Source organism: Bradyrhizobium sp. HKCCYLS20291 (assembly GCF_051167715.1).
Lineage (GTDB): Bacteria > Pseudomonadota > Alphaproteobacteria > Rhizobiales > Xanthobacteraceae > Bradyrhizobium.
In genome coordinates this window covers 20,533-28,902 of the sequence record NZ_JBNPTO010000034.1, presented here as the reverse complement: position 1 = coordinate 28,902, position 8,370 = coordinate 20,533, and the positions used below count along the sequence as shown (strand labels likewise).

The window sequence follows — 8,370 nt, the reverse complement described above, 5'->3', positions numbered from 1 at the left end:
TCCGCTCAGAGAATCATATTCGCACCACGGCTGGCATCAAAAGATTCACAGCCTCGTAGGGTGGGCAAAGCGGCCGCAAGGCGGCCGTGTGCCCACCGCCGCACAAGGAACTCATCAGCTAGATGGTGGGCACGGCGCCTTTGCGACCTCGCTTGGCGAGATAGCACCCCCGCGCCTTTGCCCACTCTACGACGGCGTCGTACTCGGCCACGTTCCCGCCCAGGGCTGCGCCTCCTCGAAGGCTGCCGCGATCTTGAAGATCGTCGGCTCGTCGAGCCAGGGCGCGACGATCTGCAGACCAATGGGCATTCCGTTGCGGTCGAAGCCGCAGGGCACCGTCGCGGCCGGCAGGCCGGCGAGGTTGATCGGCCAGGAGAAAGGCGACCAGCCGAGATGCGGATCGACGGGGCTGCCATCGACGCTCGCAACTCCGAGTTCGCCGGCGCCGAAGGCGGTGACCGCGACGGTCGGGGTCACCAGCGCATCGACGCGCGTGAACACACTGGCGAACGCGGCGCGCGCCTGGTTGCGGCGATAGCCGGCCTCGACATAATCGATGCCGCTGTAGCGGCGGCCGGCCGCGATCACGTTGCGGTAGTCGGCATCGCAGTCCGCGAGCTCATCGCCGGTCTTGTGGGCGACCGCGGCGGCCTGCTCGACAAAGGCGATCGGCTTCAGCGTGCGCTCCAGGATCTCGCGATCGAGCGCGATCTGGTCGGCGGCGATCCGCGCGCCGCAGCTTTCCAGCACCGTCAGCGCCTTGGCGAAGGCGGCGCGGATATCGGGGCTGACGGCGGCATAGCCGAAATCCACGCTGGCCGCGATGCGCAGGCCGGTCAGCGGCCGCGGGCTCGCATCGAAGCGCCGTTGCGCCACCGCGAGGCTCGCCGCATCGCGCAGATCGTGGAGTGCGATCGTCTCCAGCGCCAGCGCGGCGTCGGCGACCGTGCGCGTGATCGGACCGGTATGAGCGAGCGACGCCCAGGATGGCGGCGCAAAGCCCGGCGAGCGCGGCACCAGGCCGAAGGTCGGCTTCAGTCCGAACACGCCGCAGAACGACGACGGCACCCGGATCGAGCCGACGCCATCGGTGCCGATCGCGATCGGCCCGCAGCCGGCCGCGACTCCGGCCGCGGCGCCGCCGCTCGACCCGCCGCTGGTGTGTGCATAATTCCACGGATTGCGCGTCAATCCCGTCACCGGGCTGTCGGCGGTCAGCTTGTAGCCGGACTCGCAGGTCGTGGTCTTGCAGGTGAGGATCGCGCCCGCCGCCCTCAGCGCCGCGACGACCGCCGCGTCGGCATCAGGCACGAAGCTCTTGTTCATCGGCGAACCGGCATAGGCCGGCACGCCGGCGACGAACACCAGATCCTTGATGGTGACGGGAATGCCGGCCAGCGGACCGCAAGGCTCGCCGGCCCGCATCGCCGCGGTGATGCGCGCCGCGTCCGCCCGCGCCTGCTCATACATCGCGGTCACCACGACGTTGCAGCGCGCATTGGTCGCTTCGAGCGCCGCGATGACATCCTCGAGCACATCGACCGGCGTGAAGCGCTTGCGCCGGTATCCGGCCAGGAGATCGACGGCGGACAGGCGAGCGAGATCGGACGGCGCGTCCGCGGCGGCCGCTGGGGCAGACAAGGCTGTCATGATGAGTCCTGAAGGCTGGATCAGATGCGATGGCGCGCCATCGCATCATCTGTTCGGAAAACCGGAGGCCCTTGCCGATCGCGCGCTAACCCGAGGCGGCCGCGACGGCCCGCTTGGCCATCACCGTGACGAGATGCGCCCGGTAGTCGGCCTCGGCATGGATATCGGATGTGAGGCCCGCGGCATCGATCTTGATCGAGGCGATGCTGGTCGGCTCGAACGTCTCGCTCAACGCCTGCTCCATCGACGCGACGCGGAACACGCCGGGGCCCGCGCCGGTCACGGCGACGCGGACACCGCTCGCGAACTTCGCGACGAACACGCCGACCAGAGCATAGCGCGACGCCGGCGCCTTGAACTTGGCGTAGCCCGCAGCAAGCGGCACCGGAAAGCGGATCGCGGTGATGATCTCGCCCGGCTGCAACGCGGTCTCGAACAGGCCGAGGAAGAACTGATCCGCCGCGATCTCGCGCGCGCTGGTGATAATGGTCGCGCCGACGCCGAGCACGGCGGCCGGATAATCCGCCGAGGGATCGTTGTTGGCCACGGAGCCGCCGATCGTGCCGCGGTTGCGGACGGCGGGATCGCCGATCTCGGAGGCGAGATGCGCGAGCGCCGGGATCCGCGCCTGCACGAGCGGCGACGCCGCGACGACAGCATGCGGCGTCATCGCCCCGATCGTCACGGTCTCGCCGTCGTCACTGATCCCCTTCAACGTCGGCATCTTGGCGAGGTCGACCAGCGCCACCGGTGCTGCCAGACGCTGTTTGATGGTCGGGATCAGCGTCATGCCGCCGCCGAGCACCTTGCTGTCCTCGACCGAGGTCAAGAGCTTCACGGCGTCCGAGATCTCGCTCGGCTGATGATAGGCAAATGCTCTCATGTCTTCCCCCTATTCCGCCGCCACCGGCAGCGAGGCGTTCTGCAGCAGGCGCCAGATCCGGTTCGGCGTCGCCGGCATGTCGACATGGGTGACGCCGAGATGCGACAGCGCATCGACCACCGCGTTGATCACGGCCGCCGGCGAACCGATCGTGCCGACTTCGCCGCAGCCCTTCACGCCCATCGGCGTGTGCGTGCACAGCGTGGAGTGCGTCGCGACCTTCATCATCGGCAGATGGTCGGCACGCGGCACGCAATAATCCATCAGCGAGCCCGAGACCAACTGCCCAGAGCTCTCGTCATAGACCGCATTCTCGTACAGCGCCTGGCCGACGCCCTGCACGATGCCGCCATGCAGCTGGCCCTCGACGATCATCGGATTGATCACGGTGCCGACATCGTCGACCGCCGTGTAGTTGACCAGCGTGACGATGCCCGTCTCCGGATCGATCTCGACCTCGGCGATGTGGCAGCCGCCGGGATAGGTGAAATTGACCGGATCGTAATAGGCCTGCTCCTCCAGTCCGGGCTCCAGGATTTCGAGCGGATAGTTATGCGGCACATAGGCCGCACCCGCGATCTCCTCGATCGTCTTGATCCGGTCGGTTCCGGCGACCGAGAACTTGCCGGCCTCGAAATGGATGTCCTGCTCGCTCGCTTCGAGCAGATGCGCGGCGATCTTCTTGCCCTTGACGATGACCTTGTCGGCCGCCTTGGACAGCGCGGCGCCGCCGACCACCAGGGAGCGCGATCCATAGGTGCCCATGCCGAACTGCACGCGGTCGGTGTCGCCGAACACGATGTCGACGTTCTCGAAGGGAACGCCGAGCTTCTCGCACACGATCTGCGCAAACGTCGTCTCGTGGCCCTGGCCGTGATTGTGCGTCCCGATCATCACGGTGACCTGCCCTGCCGGATGCACGCGCACCGTGGCGCTCTCATAGAGACCGCCACGCGCGCCCAGCCGTCCCGCGAAGCGCGATGGCGCGAGGCCGCAGGCCTCGACATAGGTCGAGAAGCCGAGCCCGCGGAACTTGCCGTTGCGTGCCGACTCCGCCTTGCGCACGCCGAAATTCTTGACGTCGGCGGCGACCAGCGCGCCATCGAGGCAGCCCATCGGATCGCCGGAATCGTACTGCACCAGCACCGGCGTCTGGTACGGATAGGCCTCCTTCGGGATCATGTTGCGCCGGCGCAGCTCGACGCGGTCGATGCCCATCTCGGCTGCGGCGACATCGACGATGCGCTCGACGACGAACGTCGCCTCGGGGCGGCCGGCGCCGCGATAGGCGTCGACGGGAACGGTGTTGGTGAACACGACCTTGACGTTGCAATAGATCGCCGGCGTCGTGTAGACGCCGCCGAGCAGCGGGCCGTAGAGATTGGTCGGGATGTTCGGGCCAAAGGTCGAGAGATAGCCGCCCATGTTGGCGAGCGTCTTGACCCGCAGCGCCAGGAATTTGCCGTTTTCGTCGAGCGCCAGCTCGGCCTCGGTGACGTGGTCGCGGCCATGACGGTCCGACAGATAGCCTTCGGAGCGGTCGGCCACCCATTTTACCGGCCGCAACACGCGCTTGGCCGCCCAGGTGATGACGGCTTCCTCGCCATAGTGGAACTGCTTGACGCCGAAGCCGCCGCCGACATCCGGCGCCACCACGCGCACCTTGTGCTCCGGCAGCTTCAGCACCAGCGCGCTCATCAGGAAGCGCACGACATGCGGAAACTGGCTCGTCGTCCACAGCGTGTGGTGGCTCCTGCCCGGATCATATTCGGCGATCGCGGCGCGCGGCTCCATCGGATTGCCGATCAGCCGGTTGTTGACCAGGCTGAGCTTGGCGACATGCGCCGCCTTGCGGAACGCCATCTCCACCGCCGCCTTGTCGCCGAGCTCCCAGTCGCAGCAGACATTGTTCGGCACGTCGTCGAACAATTGCGGCGCGTTCGGCCCGACGGCGTCGAGCACGCCGACGACCGACGGCAGCACCTCGTAGTCGACGCTCACCAGCTCGGCGGCCGACTTCGCCTGCTCCAAGGTCTCGGCGATCACGAAGGCCACCATGTCGCCGACGAAGCGCACCTTGCCCTGCGCCAGCATCGGGAATGGCGGCTCCTTCATCGGCACGCCCTTGGCGTCCGAAATGCCCCAGCCGCAGGGCAGCGAGCCGAGCCCGTCGGCAGCGACGTCCTCGCCGGTCAACACCGCGACCACGCCGGGCGCCGCCAGCGCCGCGGACCTATCGATGCCGCGCAGCACAGCATGCGCATGCGGCGAGCGCACGAACACGCCAAAGGTCATGCCCGGCCGCTTGATGTCGGACACGTAGTTGCCGCGTCCGGTGAGGAAGCGCTGGTCTTCCTTGCGCTTCGGCGCGGCGCCGATCCCGATCACTTGCCCCATGGTCACTCTCCCGCTGACGTGGCGTGCATGGCGGCAGCTCCAGCCATGACCGCGATGACGATGTTCTGGTACCCGGTGCACCGGCAGATGTTGCCTTCGAGCCCGTGGCGCACCTCGGCCTCGGTGGGCGTCGGGTTGGCGGCGGCAAGCGCGGTCGCGGTCATCACCATGCCCGGCGTGCAGAAGCCGCATTGCAGGCCATGATGCTCGCGGAACGCCTCCTGCATCGGATGCAGCCCGTTCGAGCCCGCGGTGGCGCCAAGCCCCTCGATGGTCAGCAAGGTCGCGCCATCCAGCGCCGGCGCCAAGAGCGTGCAGCTCTTCACCGGAACGCCATCGAGATGCACCACGCAGGCGCCGCATTGGCTGGTGTCGCAGCCGACATGCGTGCCCGTCAGGTTCAGCTGCTCGCGCAGGAGATCGCTGACCAGCGTTGCCGGATCCACGTCGACCGTGGTCGCACGGCCATTGAGGGTGAAGGAGATCTGCACGGTCTACTCTCCGTTGTCGAAATGAAATCAGGCGAGCGGGCGGGCGCGATCCGCCACCCAGGTGGCCAGAACGACGTCGCCGACGTTGAAGGGATCTGCGAAGTAGGTCTTCTCCGGCACGTAGGCGACGAACTCGTCGTCCGGCACGGTGTCGAGCATGACCTTGACGAAATAGCCCTGGTACTCGATCGCGGTGACGCGGCTCGGCAGCGCGGTCCCGCAACCGGGCGGCAACGATGCGCCCGGACGGACCAGCGCGACGTCGTCGCGCCGCACGGCGATGTCGATGGTGTCGCCGACGCCGATCGCGGCGCGCTGCGCCGGCAGCGGCAGCTCGATCGCCTGCTGCGTGCTCTGCTTGAGCACGAAGCTCTCGCCATTGACCTTCTCGACCCGGCCCGACAGCACGTTCTGCCCGCCCATGAACTCGGCGACGTAGCGGTCGCGCGGATTGGCGTAGACCTCGCGCGCCGGCCCCGCCTGCTTGATCCGCCCCTGCTCCATCACAACGACGAGATCGGCGAGCGCGATCGCCTCAAGCTGGGTGTGGGTGACGTGGATGAAGGTGATGCCGAGCTCGCGCTGCATCCGCCGCAGCTCCTGGCGCATCTGCACCCGGAGCTGCTCGTCGAGCGCCGACAGCGGCTCGTCGAGCAGCAGCACGCGCGGCTCGGTGATCGCGGCCCGCGCCAAGGCGACGCGCTGCTGCTGGCCGCCGGAGAGCTGCGCCGGCAGCCGGTCGGCGAACTGCGTCAGCCGCACCTTCTCGATCATCGCATCCGCCGCGCGCAGCCGCTCGGCCTTGGACTGGCCGCGCACCTGCAAGGCAAACGCGATGTTCTCGCGCACGGTCAGATGCGGAAACAGCGCGTAGGATTGGAACATCATCGCCGTGCGCCGCTGCACCGGCGGCAGGCCGACCACGTTGTGGCCGCCGATCACGATCTCGCCGGCGGTCGGATCCTCGTGGCCGGCGATCATGCGCAGGATGGTGGTCTTGCCGCAGCCCGACGGGCCGATGAAGCAGCAATAGGCACCGTCGGCAATCCGGAGATTGACGCCGTCGACGGCGTTGACGACGCCGTCATAGCTCTTGCAGACACCGGCAAGCTCGATATCGCCTCGTTCGATCCGCATCCCTTGACAGCCTTATCCTTTGATCTTCTGTGCGCCGCGCCGCTTCTGGATCAGCACGATGCTCCCCAGGCTGACGCCGATCACGATGAAGGACACGATCGTCGTGACGGTGCCGAGCGCGTAGAGCGAGGGCGAGGTGACGTTCAACGTCATGCTCCAGATCTCCAGCGGCAGCGTGTTGAGCGAGCCGGCCGTCTGCAAGGTGCGGGCGAATTCGTCATAGGACAGCGTGAAGCCGAACAGCGCGACCGCGACCAGGCCGGGCGCCAGCACCGGGATCATCACCAGCCGGATCGCCTGCCAGCGGCTGGCGCCGAGATCGCGCGCCGCCTCGTCCCAGGCGTTGTTGAAGCGCGACATCACCGCGAACATCACGAGCACGCCGAACGGCAAGGTCCACGACAGCTGCGCGCCGAGCGCCGAGGAGTACCAGGCCGGGCTGAGCCCCAGCGCCTGGAACAGCAGGCCTGTTCCAAGCCCGAGCACCAGGCCCGGCGCCACAAGGCTGCCGATCATCATGTAGAACACGACGCTGTCGCCCTTGAAGCGGCGGCGGAAGCCGAGGCCGGCCAGAAACGAGATCACCACGGTGATGATGGTGACGATGACCGCCAGCTTGATCGAACGGTCGAACGAGCCCTTGACGTCGCCGGTGCGCACCTGGGTGAACAGGTCGACGAACCAGTGCAGCGAGCGCCCCTTCATCGGAAACACCAGGCCACCGCGAATGTCCTGGAACGACAGGACGTAGATGCAGAACATCGGGCCATACAACGCAATCACATAGGCTGCAAACAGCGAGGCCAGGACATAGAAAGTCCAGGGCCGCCGGCCGCGGCTCGGCGCGATCGCCTTGCGCGAGACGAGATCCTTCTCGGGGCTGTCGACGACGACGGCGCTCATCAGGCGATCTCCCGGCGGATGTCGACGGTGCGCAGGATCAGCGTGACCATCGCGAGCAGCACCAGAGTCAGCAGCACGGCGCTCGCGGCAGCGGTCGGATATTGCAGCACGCCGACATCTTCATAGAAGGCGCTGACGACCGAGGCCGAACCGCCGCCGGACATCACCTTCACCACGAAGAAGTCGCCCATCACGATCGAGACCACGAAGATCGAGCCGAGTGCGATGCCGCTCTTGGCCATCGGCACCACGATGAGCCTGAGGATGTCGAAGCGACTGGCGCCGGCGTCGACCGCCGCCTCGATCAGCCGCTTGTCGATGCGCGCCATCGCGTTGAAGATCGGCACGATCATGAAGATGGTCAGCTGGTGCACATAGGCGATGACGACGGCGAGGTCGGAGAACAGCAGCACCTCGAGCGGCTGGCGGATCACGCCGGTCGACAGCAGCACCGCGTTGATCAGCCCCTCCTTGCCGAGCAGCGGGATCCACGAGATCATGCGAATGATGTTCGAGGTCCAGAACGGCACGGTGCACAAGAGGAACATCCCGATCGCCAGCAGCTGATTGCGCACGTGGAAGACCAGGAAATAGGCGACGAAGAAGCCGATCAGCAGCGTGAAGATCCAGGTCAGCACCGTGAACTTGATCGTCGCCAGATAGAGCTTCAAGGTCAGCGCCGAGTGCAGCACCTCGACATAATTGGCGAGCGTGAAGCCGGGCGTGAGGCCGCCGAATCCGTCCGAGCCGAAGAAGCTCGCCGCCAGCACCACCAGGATCGGCGCCAGGAAGAACGGCACGAGCACGGCGACCAGGGGCGAGACGTAGAGCCAGCTGGTCAGGCCCGAACGAGAGGTTGAAGGAGGACTCGGCATCATCTCTGAGTTTGCTTCGCTGTCGCCTTGGCCG

7 protein-coding genes are annotated in these 8,370 nt (G+C 67.0%); all 7 read right to left on the bottom strand.

Annotation, left to right across the window (positions count from 1 at the left end):
• Positions 1-186: 186 nt before the first annotated feature.
• Complete coding sequence (locus ACQR07_RS36755; RefSeq protein WP_434906927.1) at positions 187-1,650, bottom strand: amidase; 1,464 nt, start codon at positions 1,648-1,650, stop codon at positions 187-189.
• Positions 1,651-1,735: 85 nt separating this feature from the next.
• Complete coding sequence (locus ACQR07_RS36750; RefSeq protein WP_434906926.1) at positions 1,736-2,533, bottom strand: FAD binding domain-containing protein; 798 nt, start codon at positions 2,531-2,533, stop codon at positions 1,736-1,738.
• Positions 2,534-2,542: 9 nt separating this feature from the next.
• The gene (locus tag ACQR07_RS36745; RefSeq protein ID WP_434906925.1) at positions 2,543-4,930 is read right to left on the bottom strand and encodes a xanthine dehydrogenase family protein molybdopterin-binding subunit; all 2,388 of its coding nucleotides are present in this window, start codon (positions 4,928-4,930) and stop codon (positions 2,543-2,545) included.
• Between the two features lie 2 nt (positions 4,931-4,932).
• The gene (locus tag ACQR07_RS36740; RefSeq protein WP_257168756.1) at positions 4,933-5,421 is read right to left on the bottom strand and encodes a (2Fe-2S)-binding protein; all 489 of its coding nucleotides are present in this window, start codon (positions 5,419-5,421) and stop codon (positions 4,933-4,935) included.
• A gap of 27 nt (positions 5,422-5,448) precedes the next feature.
• Positions 5,449-6,558, bottom strand: coding sequence for an ABC transporter ATP-binding protein (locus tag ACQR07_RS36735; RefSeq protein WP_434906924.1), 1,110 nt, complete (start codon positions 6,556-6,558; stop codon positions 5,449-5,451).
• A gap of 12 nt (positions 6,559-6,570) precedes the next feature.
• On the bottom strand, positions 6,571-7,461 hold the full coding sequence (locus tag ACQR07_RS36730; RefSeq protein ID WP_434906923.1) for an ABC transporter permease: 891 nt from the start codon (positions 7,459-7,461) through the stop codon (positions 6,571-6,573).
• Positions 7,461-8,339, bottom strand: coding sequence for an ABC transporter permease (locus tag ACQR07_RS36725; RefSeq protein WP_434906922.1), 879 nt, complete (start codon positions 8,337-8,339; stop codon positions 7,461-7,463). Before ACQR07_RS36725 ends, ACQR07_RS36730 begins: the two co-directional genes overlap by 1 nt.
• Positions 8,340-8,370: the final 31 nt, after the last annotated feature.

What these genes read in the sequence shown, in the direction of transcription:
- ACQR07_RS36755 (WP_434906927.1), bottom strand. Translation starts at nt 1,650, where the DNA reads ATGACAGCCTTGTCTGCCCCAGCGGCCGCCGCGGACGCGCCGTCCGAT.
- ACQR07_RS36750 (WP_434906926.1), bottom strand. Translation starts at nt 2,533, where the DNA reads ATGAGAGCATTTGCCTATCATCAGCCGAGCGAGATCTCGGACGCCGTG.
- ACQR07_RS36745 (WP_434906925.1), bottom strand. Translation starts at nt 4,930, where the DNA reads ATGGGGCAAGTGATCGGGATCGGCGCCGCGCCGAAGCGCAAGGAAGAC.
- ACQR07_RS36735 (WP_434906924.1), bottom strand. Translation starts at nt 6,558, where the DNA reads ATGCGGATCGAACGAGGCGATATCGAGCTTGCCGGTGTCTGCAAGAGC.
- ACQR07_RS36730 (WP_434906923.1), bottom strand. Translation starts at nt 7,461, where the DNA reads ATGAGCGCCGTCGTCGTCGACAGCCCCGAGAAGGATCTCGTCTCGCGC.
- ACQR07_RS36725 (WP_434906922.1), bottom strand. Translation starts at nt 8,339, where the DNA reads ATGATGCCGAGTCCTCCTTCAACCTCTCGTTCGGGCCTGACCAGCTGG.